This is a genomic window from Natrinema sp. H-ect4 (assembly GCF_041894845.1).
GTDB lineage: Archaea > Halobacteriota > Halobacteria > Halobacteriales > Natrialbaceae > Natrinema.
The window spans coordinates 62,044-79,847 of sequence record NZ_JBHDYC010000001.1 but is presented as its reverse complement, the minus strand read 5'-3'; the positions used below and the strand labels follow the sequence as shown (position 1 = coordinate 79,847).

Annotated in this window: 14 protein-coding genes; 9 read left to right on the top strand and 5 right to left on the bottom strand. The window is 64.4% G+C overall.

What is annotated here, in order from left to right:
* The first annotated feature begins 93 nt into the window (after positions 1–93).
* Positions 94–3,147, top strand: coding sequence for an MMPL family transporter (locus ACEWFR_RS00390; protein ID WP_374059188.1), 3,054 nt, complete (start codon positions 94–96; stop codon positions 3,145–3,147).
* Complete coding sequence (locus ACEWFR_RS00385; RefSeq protein ID WP_374059187.1) at positions 3,144–3,896, top strand: TrmB family transcriptional regulator; 753 nt, start codon at positions 3,144–3,146, stop codon at positions 3,894–3,896. Before ACEWFR_RS00390 ends, ACEWFR_RS00385 begins: the two co-directional genes overlap by 4 nt.
* A 23-nt stretch (positions 3,897–3,919) precedes the next feature.
* Here ACEWFR_RS00385 and ACEWFR_RS00380 read toward each other — a convergent pair whose 3' ends face one another.
* Positions 3,920–4,987, bottom strand: coding sequence for an mRNA surveillance protein pelota (locus ACEWFR_RS00380; protein WP_273742179.1), 1,068 nt, complete (start codon positions 4,985–4,987; stop codon positions 3,920–3,922).
* A gap of 211 nt (positions 4,988–5,198) precedes the next feature.
* Here ACEWFR_RS00380 and ACEWFR_RS00375 point away from each other — a divergent pair, with 211 nt between their 5' ends.
* Positions 5,199–5,618: a DUF4870 domain-containing protein gene (locus ACEWFR_RS00375; protein ID WP_374059186.1), complete on the top strand. Its 420-nt coding sequence runs from the start codon at positions 5,199–5,201 to the stop codon at positions 5,616–5,618.
* Positions 5,619–5,833: 215 nt separating this feature from the next.
* Positions 5,834–6,451: a hypothetical protein gene (locus ACEWFR_RS00370; protein WP_374059185.1), complete on the top strand. Its 618-nt coding sequence runs from the start codon at positions 5,834–5,836 to the stop codon at positions 6,449–6,451.
* 50 nt (positions 6,452–6,501) lie between these two features.
* Here the strand turns inward: ACEWFR_RS00370 and ACEWFR_RS00365 are convergent, their stop codons facing one another.
* The 3 genes from ACEWFR_RS00365 to rqcH all read right to left on the bottom strand — a co-directional run bounded on the left by ACEWFR_RS00365 (position 6,502) and on the right by rqcH (position 9,477).
* Positions 6,502–6,795, bottom strand: a complete 294-nt coding sequence (locus ACEWFR_RS00365) for a hypothetical protein (protein ID WP_374059184.1) — start codon at positions 6,793–6,795, stop codon at positions 6,502–6,504.
* Between the two features lie 104 nt (positions 6,796–6,899).
* Positions 6,900–7,148, bottom strand: coding sequence for a hypothetical protein (locus tag ACEWFR_RS00360; RefSeq protein ID WP_374059183.1), 249 nt, complete (start codon positions 7,146–7,148; stop codon positions 6,900–6,902).
* A gap of 130 nt (positions 7,149–7,278) precedes the next feature.
* Positions 7,279–9,477, bottom strand: a complete 2,199-nt coding sequence (gene rqcH / locus ACEWFR_RS00355) for a ribosome rescue protein RqcH (protein WP_374059182.1) — start codon at positions 9,475–9,477, stop codon at positions 7,279–7,281.
* A gap of 759 nt (positions 9,478–10,236) precedes the next feature.
* Between rqcH and ACEWFR_RS00350 the strand changes: the two genes are divergently transcribed.
* Together ACEWFR_RS00350 and ACEWFR_RS00345 are read left to right on the top strand one after the other, a co-directional pair.
* Entirely contained in the window at positions 10,237–10,881 is a 645-nt protein-coding gene (locus tag ACEWFR_RS00350; RefSeq protein ID WP_374059181.1) for a hypothetical protein, read from the top strand.
* Between the two features lie 132 nt (positions 10,882–11,013).
* A complete protein-coding gene (locus ACEWFR_RS00345; RefSeq protein ID WP_374059180.1) occupies positions 11,014–11,850 on the top strand; it encodes a ZIP family metal transporter in 837 nt (278 codons plus the stop codon).
* Between the two features lie 733 nt (positions 11,851–12,583).
* Here ACEWFR_RS00345 and ACEWFR_RS00340 read toward each other — a convergent pair.
* On the bottom strand, positions 12,584–14,245 hold the full coding sequence (locus tag ACEWFR_RS00340; protein WP_374059179.1) for a tRNA uridine(34) 5-carboxymethylaminomethyl modification radical SAM/GNAT enzyme Elp3: 1,662 nt from the start codon (positions 14,243–14,245) through the stop codon (positions 12,584–12,586).
* Between the two features lie 173 nt (positions 14,246–14,418).
* On the opposite strand from ACEWFR_RS00340, the gene mbhE reads away from it, so the two are divergent.
* From mbhE to ACEWFR_RS00325, 3 genes are read left to right on the top strand one after another with little or no spacing between them, the layout of a single operon-like run.
* A complete protein-coding gene (gene mbhE / locus ACEWFR_RS00335; RefSeq protein WP_374059178.1) occupies positions 14,419–16,893 on the top strand; it encodes a hydrogen gas-evolving membrane-bound hydrogenase subunit E in 2,475 nt (824 codons plus the stop codon).
* Positions 16,890–17,354, top strand: coding sequence for an MnhB domain-containing protein (locus tag ACEWFR_RS00330; RefSeq protein ID WP_374059177.1), 465 nt, complete (start codon positions 16,890–16,892; stop codon positions 17,352–17,354). Before mbhE ends, ACEWFR_RS00330 begins: the two co-directional genes overlap by 4 nt.
* Entirely contained in the window at positions 17,351–17,704 is a 354-nt protein-coding gene (locus tag ACEWFR_RS00325; protein WP_374059176.1) for a sodium:proton antiporter, read from the top strand. Before ACEWFR_RS00330 ends, ACEWFR_RS00325 begins: the two co-directional genes overlap by 4 nt.
* Positions 17,705–17,804: the final 100 nt, after the last annotated feature.

Below are 17,804 nucleotides of genomic sequence, written 5' to 3'. Positions count from 1 at the left end.
ACTTCCAAACACGTATATACAGTCGAGTTTGTAGGATCGTAACAACAGCATGGTCCCCACCCAATTCGCTCACACGAACAGCGAGGTACTCGAATGAGCGTTCCCGAACGGCTCGCGGACGCCATCACCGGGCACACGCGGATCGTTCTCGTGGTCCTCCTGCTCCTGACGGCGCTCGTCGGAGCCGGGATGCCGATGGTCGACGACGACTCCTCGCTCTCCCAGTTCGAGAGCGAATCCGACGAGGCAAAGGCCCTCGAGCGGATCAACGAGAACTTCACGAGCGAACAGCGAGAGAACACGACCAGCGTCCAGTTGATCGTCCGCGGCGACAACGTTCTCGAGAAGGACTCCCTGATTTCGTCGCTCGAGTTCCAACAGGAGATACGAGCCGACGAGTCGATCAACTCGACGCTCGTCGAGAACCAGTCGATTACCGGCGTCGAGAACATCGTCGCGATCAGCGCGATCAGGGGCGAGCAGTCCGCTGAGCTGAACGAAACGCGTTCACAGCTCCAGGACGGTCTCAATCAGACGGTCGGGATTCAGCGCCAGTACGAGGCGTTAAACGAGTCCTACGAGAACGACTCGATCAACCAGTCTACATATCAAGCGCGGTCGGCCGAACTCGAAGGCCAGTTCGACGCAGTCGTCGAGAACGCCACAGCCAACCTCACCGAAACCCAGACCGCACAGTACGAAGCCAGCGTCGAGCGCGTTCGAGAGATCGAGTCGGAACAGTACGAGATCCGCTCCCAATCCGAAAACCCGAACGAAGACCCGGAGTACCAGCGGCTCACTGCCGAGCGTAACGAGGCGTACCAAAACGGAACGGCCGGCGTCCTCGAGGCGGAGTACGCTGCGCTGCAAAGCGAGGAGAGCCCGCCGCTCGGAGAGCAGATCGAGACCCTCGAGAACATGGACGACGAGGAGTACGAGCGACTTCTCGATCGGACACTATCGGGAGAGAGTGCGGATGACAACGTCGCAATCGCGTTCATGCCATCGTCCTACGAGCCGGGTAGTACGCAGGCCGACACCCGAATGACGTCGATCACCCAGTCGACCGCCGGCGACGGTGCAAACGGCATGGGTGGCGGCGCGATCAGCGACGAGATCATCGACAGTCAACTCGAGATTCGCGAGTTGGCCGAGACGCACGAACAGGACTACCTCGTCTTCGGCGGCGGCGTCATCACCGACGAGATCAACCGATCGATGGGTGACAGTCTGGCCATCGTCGGCCCGCTCGCAATGTTGTTCGTCGTCGTCGCGCTGTTGGTCGCGTACCGCGACCCGCTGGACATCGTCCTCGGGGTCGCCGGCATCGTCGCCGTCCTCGTCTGGACGTTCGGCTTCATGGGCTGGGCGGACATCGCGTTCAACCAGATGTTCGTCGCGGTGCCGGTCCTCCTGATCGGCCTGTCGATCGACTACGCGATTCACGTGTTCATGCGCCATCGGGAACAACGCGAGACGCAGCGGGTCTCGGACCAGCAAACGGGGAGCGAAGCGACCCGTGAGCAGCGTGAAGCGGACGGCTCCGGCGGGACCGTTCGCGGCTCGATGACGATCGCGCTGGGCGGCGTGGGTGCCGCCCTCGTCTGGGTGACGGCCACGACTGTCATCGGCTTCCTCTCGAATCTCGTGAGTCCGATCGGCCCCATCCGCGAGTTCGGAGTCGTCAGCTCCGTCGGCATCGTCGCCGCGCTGATCGTCTTCGGCGCGCTGATTCCGGCCGCCAAGGTCGAGATCGACGAGTTCCTCGAGTCCCGCGGTTTCGACCGCCGAAAGCGGGCATTCGGGACCGGTGGCGGCCGTTTCAGTGACGTTCTGACAGTCGGCTCGACCGCCGCTCGTCGGATTCCCCTCGCCGTCCTCCTCGTCGTCGTCCTGCTCACCGCGGGCGGCGCGTACGGGGCGACGCAGGTCGACACCAGTTTCCAGCAAGAAGACTTCCTCGCGGAGAGCCCCCCGGCGTGGACCGAAACCCTACCCGGCGGAATGGCCCCCGGCGAGTACCACGCCAAGGACGACCTCGAGTTCGTCAACCAGCACTTCCAGCGCGAGGGCAGCCAGGCACAGCTACTCGTCGAGGGTGGTGTCGACGACGACGAGTTCCTCACGAGGGTCAACGAGACGCGGACCGACGCCGCGGACGACGACGGTATCGCGTACACGTTAGCGACCGGCGAAGCCGACATCCAGGACCCGCTCTCGACGATGGAACGGACCGCCAGACAGAACGAATCGTTCAACGAGTCGTTCACCGCGGCCGACACCGACGACGACGGAGTCCCCGACGAGAACATCTCGGCGCTGTACGACCAGCTCTACGAGATCGATGAAGAAGCCGCGAGTCAGGTACTCCACCGGACCGACGGCGGGGAGTACCAATCGGCTCGGATGATCGTCGGTGTCGAGGGGGACGCAACTGCCAGCGAAACGACCGCCGAGATGCGGACGATGGCCGACGAGTTCGAAGACGGAAGCGACGGTCGCTGGAGTGCGATCGCCACCGGCGATCCGATCGTGAGCTACATCGTCGAACAGGACCTGTTAGATACCGTCCTCGAGAGTCTCGTGATCACGCTCGTCGCGGTGTTCCTGTTCCTCACCGCGGCCTACTGGCTGACCGGTGCCAGCGCCTCGCTGGGTGCCATCACCCTGCTTCCGGTCGCGTTCTCCGTCAGCTGGATCCTGGGAACGATGTACCTCATCGGAATGCCCTTCAACGTGTTGACGGGGATGATCACGAGCCTCACCGTCGGGCTCGGGGTCGCCTACAGCATCCACATCAGCGAACGCTACAGGCTCGAACTCGAGCGGCAGGGGAACGTCTGGTCGGCACTACAAACGACCGTCACCGGCACCGGCGGGGCGCTGCTCGGCAGTGCCGCGACCACCGTCGGCGGCTTCGGGACGCTCGCCTTCGCGATCCTCCCCGCGCTCCGGCAGTTCGGGATCATCACTGGGCTGACGATCACCTACGCGTTCCTGGCCAGCGTCGTCGTTCTCCCGACGCTGCTGGTGGTGTGGACGCGATACTTCGGACCGGACGTCTCGTTCGACACGTCGGGTGTGCAGTCGGAAACGGCGGCTGCGAGCGATGGCGGGACAGTCTCGGAGCAGGGTGACAGCGAGTGAGCGGCGATCAGAACGAGGCCGTCGACGCCTTCGAACAGTTGGGGCTTACCAGCTACGAGGCCAAAGTGTTCATCGCGCTCCACCGGCTCGGCGCGGGGACGGCGAGAGACGTCGCCGAGATCACGGACGTCCCGCGCTCGCAGGTCTACAGCGTCGCGGAGAGCCTAGAGAATAGGGGCCTGCTCGAGGTCCAGCAGTCGAACCCGATCCGGTACCGGCCGGTCAGCGTCGACGAGGCGCGGGACACCCTCCGGACCCAGTTCGAGCGCGAACGGGACCGGGCCTTCGAGTACGTCGAAACCGTCAAGAACGAGCCGACTGGCGAGGAGACCCAAGAGGATATCTGGACGGTTCGCGGTCGCAACCGGGTCGACGATCGAACCGCAGATATCCTCTCGCAGGCGGAAGGTCGGATCGTCTTCGGGACCCGTCTCCCGGAACTCGTCACCGACTCGATCGAACGGGCCATCGCGGAGCGCGCGGCGGCCGGTGTCGCGGTACTCGTCGTCAGTCGAACGAAAGCGGTTCATGACCGCTTCGCCGACATCGAAAACGTCGTCGTGGAACGTCCGCCACCACACCGATCGGACGACGAGCGGTCGGGACGAATCGTTATCGTCGACGACGATAGCATCCTCCTGAGCGTGATCGGCGACAGCAACGAGACCGCGTTCTGGAGTTCGGGCTCGCTGTTCGCCTCCGTACTGATCCAGCTGATCGAGGCCAGCGACGAAGTGCACGTAGAATAACGGAGACGCCCCGTCGTCGCACGCTACTCGAGGCGGTACCGAAGCAATGCCGCGATCCCGCCGAGATTGGAGAGCTGCTGACCGGGCGGGAACTCGCTCGAGAAGACCGTTACGTCGCCGCCTTTCTGTTCAGTCGTCCGGACGATGTCGTCGACGCTGATCGCCCACTCGCCGTCGGGACCGCGTTCTTTCTGTAATCGATCGTCGAGGACGAGCAGCCGTTCGATCGCGCCGAACTCGGCGGCCTGCTGGACCTGCTCGGGGCCGTACGCCGCCTTCGCGCCCTCGGCCATCCGCCGAGTGAGTTCGTCGATGTACTCCGCCTCGCTCTCGATACGGGTCTCCTCCTGAACGTCCGCGACGGCCCCGCGTTTGAGCACCTCGTGGACACCCCGGTCGCCGACGGCCGCCGTGTCGACCATCGTGATCAGCTCGGCTACCTCGGGCTCGTTCTCCTCGAGGTACTTGTACGCGTCTTGCTTCGTGAAGCCCGGACCGGCGAGGATGATCGCGTCGACCTCGAGGCGCTTAAGGACCGTCGCGAGCTCTTCGAACAGCTCCGAGCGGCCGCGGGCGTACTCGCCCTTGCCGGTCGTCCCGGTGATCGTCGCTCGCTCTTCGGTGCCGTACTGGGCGACCGAGTGGACGTGGGCCTGACCCTCCTCGACAGTGGCGATGGCGACGTCGGGGTTTTCCGTCGCTTCCTCGGCCTCCTCGAGGCGGGCCTTCTGATCCGGTTTGAACCGCTTCTCGATCGAGAGCTCGTCGCGCGCCTCGACGTTGAGCGTGTGGTGAAAGCCGAGTTGATCCTCGCGCGAGCAGGCGACGATCTCCCCGCCGACCCGCAACCGGTTGGCGAACTTGTGAAACTCGACGGTCTCGACGGCGATGGCGACCCACATGTGCTCGCGCTCGCCGCCCGTATCCCGCATCTGGTCGTCGTTGCGCTGAATGCGCCGGGTTGTGTCGCCCGCGACGCGATCGCCGGGCTCGAGGACGTACTGCAGGTGCCAGAGATCGTCCACGCTCTCCGGCACGACGGTGACCCGCTCGCGGCCACCCTCGACCTGCTCCCGGTCTTTGATCTGCATGGCCGTTCGTTCTCGGGATGTCGGTAAGTGCCCTGCGATCCGCGTGTGTGGCTGTCGTGGCCGACGCCGCGGGTTGGTCGTCGGTTCCTCCGGTGCACGAGGGAAGTCTCGATTCGCCCACTGTTTATTTCATATAGTAAATTGACCCACTCATATGAAATATAAACGATACAGTAAAATACTCTGTCAGCGTCTCTATGGCGGGTTACTAATGTCAACGACAAACAATCCGGTGGCCGGAACGGAACCCGTCGAACCGACAGCGACCAGTCTCGGTCCCGACGAGAACGTGCTCGGTGCGATATCATACCTGTTCGCGCCCCTGACAGGCATCCTCGTCTACCTCCTCGAGGACGACAACGAGTTCGCGCGCTTCCACGCCGCCCAGAGCATCGTCTTCGGGGTCGCCTCGATACTGGTATACGCCGTGCTCAACGTCGCGACGACCGTCATGGCGATGCTCGTCGGCGATCTCCTCGGCTTCCTGATCACGGTGCTATCGTTCCTGTCACAGATGGGACTCGGATTCGCCCTCCTGCTCGTCTGGCTCTACCTCCTGGTCACGGCCTTTCAGGGAAAGCGGACGAGCCTTCCGTTCCTCGGCTCGATGGCCGAAGAACACCTGCTCTGAGCCGTCGCTCGTTCGAGGGTACTAGACATGTTTGTGATACTAGTATATCGGATACCGATTGAACTGTGTCGCCGACAACGAACTGAATACGTCACTCTTCTTGGGCTAACGTGTCCGTGTAAAATCCAGTCACAGCAGCCGAGATTCACGAAAGTTATTATAAATTGACATAGGTAGGGACTGACGCTATCCTCGCTGCAGACTTCCGTTCGGGTATGAACCTGCGATACACGGCTCGGTTAGAAGACTTCGGCGTTCGTTCGCTCCTGACCCACGCGATCATGGCGATGACGTTTGCGGGTGCGGTCGTGACGGGGCTGTTCATCGACGGACAACTCGGGCTCGTCTCGTTCGTCGCGTTTCTCAACTTCACGGCCGGCGTGTGGATCGCACAATCGATTCACTCCCTCGGGAACGCACGGACCGACGATTCGTACAACGGGATCATAGCGGTACTGCTCGACTCCACCGGCGAAAAAACCTTTCGCGGGCTCGATACCGGCCGACTGGCCCGACTCCTCACGTTGATTGCAGGCGTGACGGCAGTCTCACTGTTGGTCTCCGGAGAGGTCCTCTCCGGCGCGGTAGCGTCGATCGGTGCCGTCGCGATCGGTGCTGTCGCGCTCGTAACTGCGATGGTCGGGTTCCTGATCGCAATGGGCTCGGCGTTCGACGAATCCGAGCGTCGGGCGACCCGTACCGCCGAACGCGAACGCAACCGTGGCGGGGTGGGTCAAGCAACCCACCAGCCAACCGAGTCCGACGACGGGTCCACCGTCCGAATTTCGGTTCGAGAGGCCCACGTGGACGAACCGGCGTCCGATCGCCGATAATCCAACGGCTCACGGCCGCTCACGCTCGAGTACGCAGGGATCACAGACGGTCAGTCCCTGAGCTCCTCGAGTTTCCCCTTTGCTTTCTCGAGACCGGATTCGAACGTCTCCTCGATCTCCTCGACGGAGCGTTCGACGTAGTGGACGCTCTCCTTGGGGACTCGGCGGACGACATCGTTGCCGTCGTCGTCGGTCCCGTACGCGAACAGCCAGTGATCCTGAAAGTAGGCGATTCGGTCGTTGTCGACGGTGACTCGCTCGACATCTTCGCCCGGCGTCTCGTAAACGATCGTCGCGGTGCCGAGCTCCGGCTCCGTGTCGGTGTCGGTATCAATGTCAACCATGGGCGGTGCATTCACGGTCGGTCGTGTAGTCGTGGACCCGGCAGATGCAGCCTGCATTCAAACGCTTGAAACACGAACCGTCGCAGCGACTTGCGTCTACACGATCAATGGGATCCAGACTCGGTCGAGGAGTTCGATTGCTCCTCCGCGTTCGTGTCGCGGACACCGCTGTCGTCCGTCGGCGTCGGTTCGGCCTGCTCCGCCTGATACGGTTGGGTGCCGGGACCGAGCGCCAGGAACACCACGAATCCGATCGCAACTACCATCGCGGCGAGGATAACCCACCCGATGACGACCGGCCCATCGAGTCCGCCAAGCACTGCGGGGACGGGTGTCTCGAATAGTGGTATCATCGACTGCGCTAGTTCGGGACCACCAATCAGTGTTGAGCCGTCTATGTCGGGGTCGCGCCCCGATCCCGAGCGACGCGGCATGAGAGTCACGCAGCCATCGTCGATCCGAGCGGATCGCCGCGGATGTGACTCACTCCTCGCTGATCCGACTGCCGCCCGGCGGCATGAAGTGCTGGATCCGGTCAGGGCTCGCGATTTTGCGGACGAACGTCTCGTCCTCGAACCGCTCCCGGAACGTGCGGTAGAGCCGCTTTGCCGTGTCGGCCTGTGCGTACCGGCCGGGCTCGAGTTCGATCGTCGTCACCGCCCGGTCCTCGATGGCCGACGACGGCCCACCAATCACTCGCGTGTACGGCTCACACTGAATGCCGACGGCCACGTCGACCGGCGTATCGCGGTAGTACGTCCGGTCGCCGCGGATCGCGAACCCGCCCTTCTCGAGGTACTCACCGCTCTCGGGAGTTTTCGTGACCTGATCGGAGTCGACGGCGTAGACGTCGCCAGCGTAGCGGCCGTCCTTCCAGACCGACGAATAAGAGACGGCGAACCGGGCGGCCTCCTCGATGCTCGACTCGGGGAGATCGATATCGCTCGAGGAGGCCTCGCTGGGATCGGTCGCCTTCAACACGGTGACGGGGGCGCCGTGGGCCTGCGTGTGCAAGACTGTGTCGCCCGGCTCGAGATACTTCTTGACGAGTTCCTCGTTCTGGTCGGCGTTGCGCCCGCCGATCACGAGGAAATCGTCGCTCGTCTTGAACCAGCGGAAGCGATCGAACCACGGTTCGTTCTCGCGGATCGGGACCGACGGCTCCGCGAGCCAGTCGCGTTGGGTGTCCTCGCCCTCCTCGTCGGACTCGTCTTCGTCCGCGCTCTCGCCGTCGTCGGCTTCCCACTCGTCACGGCGGCGCTTGGCGTCCTCGAGGTCATCGCGGGTGTTCTCGATAGCCGCCAGCGCGCCCTCCTTTTTCTCCTCGACGCGCTTGGCCTCGGTGTAGAGCCGGTCGGCGTTCTGTTCGACGCCCTGCTGCGTGACGAGACTGATACGCTCGCCGTCGATATCGACGGTGACCGTCCCCTCGCTGCCGTCGACGTCAACGACCGCCTCGGCGGCCTCGATACCGCGGTCGGCTCCCTCCTCGAATCGCTCCCTGATCTCGTCCCACGGGCGATCCTGCTGCCGGGCGTTCTGGATCGTCGAGAGGATCTCGTCGACCAGTCCGTACTCGGCGTAGAGCAATTCGGCCTGCTCGCGCAGTGAGTCGGCCTCCTGCTCGAATCCCTCGATCGCCCCTTGCTGTTGCTCGATGATCCGCTCGTGTTTGGCGATCTCCGACCCGAAATCCGGCCGTTGGTCGGTCGGGTCCGGCTCCTCCTCGTCGTCCAGCTCGAGCCGGAAGAAGTAGTCGTCCAGCGCGCTCAGGAACGAATCATACGGTTCCGCGGCGAGTCCCGAACGCTCCTCGAGCGGGAACGGGGTCACGTCGACGACGTGTGCGTCGGTGGCATCGGCGTCACCGGTCGCGGCGTCGTCGACGTTGCCGTCCGGTCCGTTCTCGGCGTCCTCGTCGTCTTCGTCACCGCCCTCGAGGTAAAGTCGCGGGTCGAAGTTGCCGTTCCGGATGTCGAGCGCGAGCCGCTCGATCGCTTCGTAGAGCCGATCGTAGACGTCCTCGTCTGCGTCCGGAATGTCCAGTCCCTTCTCGACGCCGGCGCGGGTACACAGCTCCTCGGCGTAGAAGCCACCGAAGTTGAGTTGCGTCGCCAGCGTCCGGACGACGTCCGTATCGGAGTCGTTCATCTCGTGATCGAACGCCTCGCGGGAAATCGTCAGCGGGTTCGTCCGGGAGTCGGGGAACTCGTAGCGCGACCCCGGGACGACGGTGCGGGATTTGAGCCGGACGGTCTCGAGGCAGTCGATCACTTCGTACTCGCCGTCGGTGACGGCGACGTTGCCCTGCCCGAACAGTTCGACGATGATCCGGGTCGTGCCGTCGTCGCGTTCGAAGACGAACTCGAGGATGCGGTCGAACTCGTACTGCTCGACGCCGGCGAAGTCGGCGCCGGAGAGGCGGTTGCGGAGCATCATCGCGAACTGGGGCGGGCGGCCGGGGGCGTCGGGAACGCGCTCGGGGGCGACCGTGTGGGCTCGCTTGGTTTCGCCAACCTCGATGATCAGTTCCGTACGGCCGCGGTCGAAGTCCCGCATCTTGAGCCGGACGAGGTCGTCGCCGTAGAGATAGGCCTTGTCCAGCTTCGCCCCCTCGTAGGCCCCGAGTTCCCCGACGAGGGCGGCGAGGTCGACGCTGGTGAGTTCCCGCTTTGGATCCATACCTCACACTGCCCGTCCCGGTCAAAAAGACGTGTCGCTCCGACGCCAGCGCCTGATCCCAGTCCGACCGCATAGTGTGGTGGCCGTGCCCCCATCGGTAAGTACAGCAACCTCTTTTACCGGGGGAATCGGCTGGCGTCTGCGACGCCAGCCTCAACCCCCGGCAAAACCCGTTGATGCTGTCAGAACGCAACGCGTTCTGACTGCTAATCAGAACCGCTTTGCGGTTCTGATGATGCCAAAAAGCCGCCGTCGCGGGGTTTCACCCCGCTCCGGCGGTGAACCGCTCGCTTCGCTCGCGGATGCTCGGTCCTCTCCGCAGCGTTCCATTCGAAACTGTAGTTGCCGTTCAGTACAGGCGAAGGCGTTACCACAGCAGCATCCGCGAGCGTAGCGAGTGGTTCACCGCCGAAACGGGCAAAGCCCGTGGAGGCGGCCTTTTTAGCGTAGATTTTTGCAAGCGGTTCGAGTGAGCGAAGCGAACGAGGACCCGCAGCAAAAAGGTACTTGCGCACGCATAGTGTACACTGATTCCACCGCGATAGTCGTCCAGAGCAGATCTCTATATCGGACCAATTGACTCCATCAGTACCGACTCGGTATGCAGTCGCTGCCGGAGGTCGGAACGCCTAATCCTCGTCGTCCCCCATCACGAGATATGCACGACGCTGTCGGCGATACCACGCACGACTCGGCCGGGACGGCTCCGCGTCGCAAACACCGATACCGAGCAGCCGAGCCTTGCGGAGGTCGACACGCATGAGCGCGGGCAACGAGGTCCCGTGGACGGATGTCTCCCGGTTTCCCGACTTCCTCGAGCACCTCGAGGCGGAGGGCGGGGCCACCGTCCAGGGGATTATCGATCGGATCGACGCCGACATCGACATGGACGGGATGGCCTACCACGACCGAGGCATCCGCGCGCCGGGCTACGACGCCACCTTCGTCCCGGAACCCGAGGGGTCGCGGGTCCTCCCGGCGTTCAGCGTCGAGGTCCACACTATCGGCCCACGGAGCGTCTGGGCGGTATTCGACGCGACGCGCTCCTGGGATTTCTACCTCCTCCAGGCGGACGACATCGCGGCCATCGCCTGGGTGAGCGACGAGGAGTTCAACGCCGAGGAAGCGGGGCTGTTCATGTCGAAACACGACGCGCTCGCCGCGGGCCGGTTCTCCTTCGGGACGTTCATCTACGCCGACGAGGAGTGGGAGGAACAACGCGAGTTGATCGAAGGCACGGACGCGCCGGCGTTCCTCCAGCGGGACGACGGCAGCACCCTCGTGCCGACCAGCCAGTCCGATTTCTACGACGTCGTCAACTCGACGCCCGAGGACTTCCGCACGAACGGCGGCGGCGCCCCCTCCCACCTCGGCCTGCTCGAACTCGAGGTCACGATCGACTGACGACCTACGACCGCCACAACCGACCGTACACGGCAATCGGGGACCGCGAAGTGCCCGACCGCGTCCCAGTCACAAGCGGCAGTGTGTCCCCCGATCGCAAACGTTTTCGAGGAGGCGGCGAACCGAACCCGTATGTCACCGCTCGGTGAGGTAGTCCTCGTCGCCACGATCGCGGGCTGTACGACCGGGATCGGTGCGCTTCCGCTCTTACTCACCGACCGGATCAGTCACCGCGTCTACGACGGCTCGCTCGGCCTCGCCGCCGGCATCATGGTCGGCGCTGCCGTCTTCGCACTCGTTCTCCCCGGCCTCGAACTCGGCTCGCCACTCGAGGTCGTCGCCGGAATCCTGGCGGGCGGCGGGTTCTTGCTCGCGGTCAACGCTATCGTCCCGCACCTGCATCTCCTGTTCCGCGGTGAGCAGGTCGAAGGCAGGTCGGCGATGCGCGATCCTGCGGGCGAACTGCCGTCGGACGAGGCCCAATCCGACGATGCCCCCGTCCGCGATGGGGGCGGCGACGACCTGCGTCGGGCCGCGCTGGTCGGCGGGGCCGTCACCATTCATAACGTTCCCGAAGGGCTGGCAGTCGGGATCGCGTTCGCCAGCGGTGAAACGGCACTCGGGGTCGCCATTGCGACGGCGATCGCCGTCCAGAACGTCCCCGACGGGTTCGCGATGGCCGTCCCCGCGGTCAGAGCCGGGGTCTCGGCACCGCGAACGCTTCTCTACACGACGATCTCGGGCGGCGTGCCGGAACCGATCGCCGCGGCCATCGGTTTCTCGCTGGTCGCGGTCGTCTCCGGCCTCTTCCCCATCGCCGCCGGCTTCGCCGCGGGCGCGATGATCGCTGTCGTCTTCCGAGAACTCATCCCCTCGAGTCACGGCCACGGCTATGCCGACACCGCAACGGGGGCCTTCGTGCTCGGGTTCTCGATCATGCTGGTGGTAGATACCGTCCTCGCCGTCTGAATCGACAGTTCCCTGTCCACCGGCGCGATCGGTATCGTCCCATCGTCACCGTTCCGAAATGGTTTTGGATTGATTTATCCAGCTTCGGGTAGGTCACTCGAGAGAACAAGGTCATCGCCGCCGCGTTCGTCGGCTTCGTCACTGCCATCGTTGGCGGCGCAGCCCTCGGTCTCGAGGGGCCGATTTTCGGTGCACTGGTCCTCGTCGCGATTCCGATCCTCGGGCCGCAGCTCTATCTCGCCGCCACCGGCGACGACGGGGTCGCGCCCGAAACCCGGATCCGCGTGAGCGTACTGCTCAGTCTCGTTCTGCTCGGGCCGATCGCTATCACTGGGTCCGGCCGCGAGCGAACGGTCGTCGGGGCGATCCTCTTCGTCCTAATCGTTGGACTCCTCGCGTACGAGTTCTACGGATACCGGAGTCGATCAGTCGATCGCTGACGCCACCCGAGACACTGACCGCGGTTTCTCGAGCGACGGCTCCGGATGAGAGAATCGCGTTCGAACCGATCGAACGCGACGAACGGGACGGGCGACGAGCGCGCCGCTGCGGTCGCTCCAGGGGAATCGAGCGACGTGGTGGGGATCGGCGCGCTCGAGCGAGAGGCAATTGCGGTGTGCCGCTGTCGGAGTGGGGAGTTGACAACGGTGCCGACAGGTGTCGGCAGCCGATACTACACCCTAACCCACCATAAATTTTCCTGGTGCGGAAGGGAATAATATGGAGGCGCGAATCAGATGCGTTTGCTGACGTACGGTCCGTCCTGATGGTAGCCGAGCTTGTTCCGATAGTACTCTCGAGCGCCGATACCGGAGATGACGCTCAGCTTGTCGTAGCCGGCGTCGGCGGCGAGTTCCTCGGCGCGGTCCATCAGACGGCGGCCGTAGCCCCGATGCTGGTGCTGGTCCGTCTCGCTCTCGCTTCCCATCGTCACTTCCGAGCCGTAGACGTGAAGTTCCCGGATCAGCGCCGTGTTCTCGAGTTCGGGCCGGACCGGCGTATTCGGGAACCGGAGCCGACAGAAGCCGACGAGGAGGTCCTTCTCGAAGTCCTCGAAGGAAATGAAGTGCTCGGTGCCGCCACAGGCCTCGTAGCTCATCACGTCGAGTTCGATGTCGTCCGGCTCGTCGTCGTGCATTCCGGCCTCGCGACAGCGGATACACTCACACTCCCAGCCGTGTTCATCCATCCGCTTGCGAGCGAGCTGTCGAAGGTTGGACTTCCAGACGCCGGCGTCGATGAAGTCCGCCGGAATATCGCGCTGAACGCGCTGGAGCCGGGTGTATCGGGGGATCATGTCCTTGATCTCCGCGATCAGATCCGCGGCCTCGTCGTTCCCCAGGGGCTCGTACTCGTCTTTATGCCACCAGTCGTAGGTCGCGGTGCCCCGCACCACGAGGGTCGGATAGATCTTCAGGTAATCGGGCTTCCACTGCTCCTGTTCGAAGAGCCGCCGGAAGTCCTCGAGACACATCTCTTTCGACATCCCGGGCTGGCCCGGCATCATATGGAAGCCGACCTTGAACGCCGAGTCCCGCAGCCGCCGGTTGGCGTCGATCGACGCCTGTGCGCCGTGGCCGCGGTGCATATCCCTGTTGATCCGCTCGTAAGTCGTCTGGACGCCGACCTCGACTTTCGTTCCGCCGAGATCGAGCATTCGATCGATCTGCTCGGGATCGCACCAGTCGGGCTTCGTCTCGAACGTCGTCCCGATGTTGCGGATGTCCGCGGTCTCGTTTTCCGCGATGACGTCCTCGAGGTACTGCCACTCGTGTTCGTCGGGATCCTCGGCGAAGCTAACCCCTTGTGCCGGCTCGGGCTCCTTGTCGACGTCGTAATCGTTCATCGCCTCGAGCGCACGCTTGACGAACCACTCCTGATAGTCGTGGCTGCGGGCGGTCATCGTCCCGCCCATCAAGATTAGTTCGACCTTGTCGACGGGGTGGCCGATCTGGCGCAGTTGCTCGAGTCGCAGCGTCACCTGCCCGTAGGGGTCGTACTCGTTTTGCACCCCGCGGGCGGCGGCGGGCTCCTCGCCCGTGTAGCTCTGTGACGAAGAGAACTCGGAGTCGGGGCCGCCGGGGCAGTAGAGACACTTGCCGTGGGGACACCGCTCGGGCGACGTCATGATCGCGACCGGCGAGACGCCCGACGCCGTCCGGACCGGCTTGCGCTGGAGCACGGGTTCTAGGTCCTCGCGGTGCTCCTCGGGCGCGTAGTCCAGCAGTTCGGAGTTTTTGGGCACCTTGGGTGCCGAGTGCTCCGAACAGGCCTCGAGTTTGGCCTTCTCGACCTCGTCGCGCTCGATCTCGCCGGCGAGAATCCGCTCGACGAGCGTCTTACAGACCCGCTCGAACGCTTCGGTTTCGGTCGGTTCTGGCGTCTCGGTACTCACTACACGTGATTCGTCGCCGTTCGCGAATAAGCGTGTCGGACTCGCCGATCGGAAACGGCCGGGTCGGAGCCTGAGTGAGCGTCGCCCACTGCCCCACAGCGATTCCCACAACAGTTCCGCCGACCGAAAGGTAACCGTTTAAGGGCGGTCTCACCCTATCCCCGGCGTACTGAATGTCTCCCGACCTGGCGGTGGTCGTCGCCGCGGTCGCACTGCCGTTCGTCGCCGCAGCACTGACGCCGGTGTTCTTTCGCGTTCTCGGTGAGGGAACCGGGTTCGCGGGGACAGTCGTTGCACTGTCATCGTTCGGCCTGCTGGCCACACAGTACGGGAGCGAGGGCAGCGTCTCCCTCGAGTGGATCCCGTCTCTCAATATCGCGCTCCGGTTCTACGTTGACGGCTGGGCGCTGCTGTTCGCGCTCTTGGCGTGTGGGATCGGCGCGCTCATCTTTACCTACTCGCCGGCGTACATGCACGGAGAGTCCGGCCTCGTCAGATACTACGCCGCCCTGCTCGCCTTCATGGGATCGATCGTCGGCGTCGCGCTCGCCGCCGACCTGGTCGCAATCTTCCTCTTCTGGGAACTCACCAGCCTCGCGTCGTTCGTCCTGATCGGCTACTACACCGCCGACGACTCCTCGCAGTACGCTGCCCGGATGGCCATGTTCATCACCGTCGGCGGCGGCCTCTTCTTGCTCGTCGGGCTCCTCTTGCTCTCGATCGTCGCCGGCGACGTGCTCGGTCCCGGTGCCGCGTTCAATCTCGCCGCAATGCTCGAGGAGCCCGACGCGATGGCGGCAGCTCTCAGAGAACGCGGGCTGTTCCTGCCGGTGTTGGGATTGCTCGCGATCGGCGCGGGGACCAAGTCCGCGCAGGTCCCGCTGCACTTCTGGTTGCCTAACGCGATGGCGGCACCCACGCCCGTCTCGGCCTTCCTCCACTCCGCGACGATGGTCAAGGTCGGCGTCTACTTCATCGGCCGTGTCCGTCCGATGCTCGTCGGCCCCGAGTGGCTCTTCCTGTTCGCGACGCTCGGCCTGACGACGATGACCGTCTGTGCGATCATGGCCGTCGCGTCGACGGACATCAAGGAACTGCTCGCCTACTCGACGGCGAGCCATCTCGGGCTAATGGTTGCCGGCTTCGGCTTCACGTCGGTCTACGGCGCTGAAACCGGTGTCTTCCATCTATTCAATCACGCGCTGTTCAAGGCCGCACTCTTCCTCGTCGCTGGTATCGTCGCCCACGAGGCTGGGACTCGAGAGATCGATAAGCTCGGCGGGCTTCGCCACGATCTCCCGGTAACGGCGGTGATCACCACGGTCGTCGCGCTCAGCATGGCCGGCATCCCGCCGTTCAACGGCTTCTACTCGAAGGAACTGCTCTTCGAGGCCGCCGTCGAGGCGAGCCACCACCACGATATCGGGCTACTGGGCGTGCTCTATCCGGCCGTCGCCGTCTTCGGCAGCATCTTCACCGTGCTCTACTCGCTGCGATTCCTCTCGCTGTTCTTCGGTGACCGCCCCGAGGCGCTGGGCCACGTTCACCGACCGCCCGTCACCCTGCTCGTTCCACCCGCCGTGTTGGCACTGCTCGCCGCGGTCGTCAGCGTCGACCCCCAGATCGCGGTGGACGCGATCGTTCAATCCGGGCTCGAGGCGACGGCGGTCGATCCCCAGGAGATGCACGTCGGACTCCCGACATCGTACTCGACCCCGGTGGGGATGAGCGCCGTCACGATCGGCGTCGGCCTCGTCGCATACCCGTTCTACGGACGTATCCACGATGGCGTTCGCGGAGTCGTGGGTTCGACACCGCCGATCCGCCCGAACTGGTGGTATGACGTGATCGTCGAGGGACTCTCCGACGAGGGCCGGTCGTTCGCCGAGTACGTCCACGACGGCCACCTCCGAACCTACGCGTCGTGGACGCTGGGTGCGACCTGCGCGCTCGCACTTACCGGATTCGTCGCGGCCGGGGCCATCGCACCGGCCGAGTTCGGCCTCGAGGCCACCGTCCCCATCGCGCTCGTGTTGCTCGTCGCGGTGATCGGCGCGGTCGCGGTCGCGCGCTCCGACTCGCACATCGCGGGCGTCCTCACCCTCTCGATTCTCGGGTTCATGGTCGCCATCTTCTACATCCTCGCGAGCGCGCCGGACCTCGCGCTGACCCAGCTCGTCGTCGAAACGCTCGTGCTCGTGATCTTCCTGCTCGTGATCGAGGAGATTCCCGAATCCGACGTGATCGGAATCGGAAACGTCGGGGTCGTCGTCCGTGACGCCGTCCTCTCGGTCGCCGTTGGCGTGACCGCGTTTGTCACGGTCCTCGTCTCGACCGGTGTGCGTCCGGACGGCTCGAGCGACATCGCCCGCTATTACGCCGAACAGGCTGTTCCCGAAGGCGGCGGCAGCAACATCGTCAACGTGACCCTCGTCGACTTCCGCGGCTTCGACACCCTCGGCGAGCTCGCCGTGGTCGCGCTCGCCGCGATTTCGATCCTGACGCTGATCGTCATGCGCGGCCGCGGGGACGATGACGAACTCACTGATATGCCGGCCGACGGCGAATTGTCCGACGACGAACTGACGGATGATGAACGGACCGGAACCCGCAGCGACGGCGGAACGTCCGGAGGTGCAGACGAATGACGACGGTCATCATGCGGACGACCGCTCGAGCGATCGTGCCGATCATCCTGGTCGTCGCGATCTCGCTGTTCTTCGAGGGGCACAACCTCCCCGGCGGCGGGTTCATCGGCGGCGTCCTCACCGTGACGGCCTTCGCGATCGTCTACATGGCCTTCGGGCTGGACTTCCTCGAGCGGGGAGTCCTCGGCCGCGATGTCGATCCCGGCAAGGGCCCCTCTCGAGACCGCGTCGTCGTGGCCTATCGCCGCCTGTTCGCCTACGGGTTCGCGATCGCAGTCGCCAGCGGCCTCGCGCCGCTGCTGTTCGGTCGATCGTTCCTCACGCAGACGTTCGTCATGCTCGAGGGGGTCCCGATCTACGATCACCTCGAGGTCGCGAGCGCGCTCGCCTTCGACTTCGGCGTCTACTGCGTGGTCGTCGGTGGACTGCTCACGATCCTCTCGGTGGTGGGTGCGGAATGACGGCGGTCGTCCTCGCAGCCACGGTCGGCGCGCTGTTCGCCATCGGGACCTTCCTGCTCTTGCGGCGGGATCTGATCAGAATCGTCTGGGGACTGGCGATCATCAGCCAGGCCGCGAACGTCTACCTGCTGTCGATGGGTGGGATCGCGCCGGCGACCGCCGACTCGGTGCCGATCCTCGCCGGCCACGGCGAACACGTCCCGCAGACGGCCGATCCGCTGGTCCAGGCGCTCGTGTTGACCGCCATCGTTATCGGGTTCGGGATGACCGCGTTCGCGCTCGTCCTGTCGTATCGGGTGTACGAGGAACACGGCACGCTGGACGTGACGGAACTCGGTGATCGCGAATGACAGCGATCGAGACAGCGATGGCGACGGCGATGGCGACGACGATGCCGACGACGGTGATAATGACTGATCGAAAACGGACGCTGACGGCAGCGACGGGTGA